Source organism: Polaribacter sp. 20A6, assembly GCF_011378915.1.
GTDB lineage: Bacteria > Bacteroidota > Bacteroidia > Flavobacteriales > Flavobacteriaceae > Polaribacter > Polaribacter sejongensis.
Map to the genome: position 1 here is coordinate 1 of NZ_WTPZ01000128.1, position 540 is coordinate 540.

A 540-nucleotide genomic window follows, 5' to 3' on the forward strand; every position below is an offset into this window, starting at 1 on the left:
GTAACTAAAGGATCATTTACAGCCAACAGAGAGCTGCCTGTGACAATTTACAAGCAACTGTTACAGCGCACTTGATCAGAATGGGCAACGCTGTCATAACCATTCACCACCCAACCAGCTTGGACCATGGGATCCCTTACATGGAGTCTGGAAAGATTGTGGACACAACCACCAGCATGATACGACTGGAGAAGAAGGATGGTGCAGCGGTGGGGTGTGGTGGCCGCATTATCTTTAAGAAAAATGTGGCTGAATCCCAGTGGACTTACAAGGTCACCAAACAGACCGCCTCAAACTTTGAAATCGGTCAGGAAATAACCGTCGAAGCAGGTACAAATGCTGAGGCGGATAACAAGATAGCGGTGAAGTTTGGCATGTCGTGGACTGAAGTGCGGGAGAGTGTCACCCTCATCAAAAGTACGATTTCTGATTCTAACACCTACTCCGAGCTCTACTGCTACGTTGACTATAATGGGAAGAACCAAGGGACACATCACTGGACCAGGAACGACCTGGACCTTAAGGCTTCACACATAAAAA

General features: G+C 47.8%; 1 protein-coding gene. It reads left to right on the plus strand.

Annotated features, from left to right (window positions below; all coding sequences use genetic code 11):
• Nucleotides 1-80: 80 nt before the first annotated feature.
• Nucleotides 81-540 (plus strand): hypothetical protein (locus GQS57_RS18660; protein ID WP_165734463.1); only part of this gene is annotated, 460 nt, incomplete at its 3' end.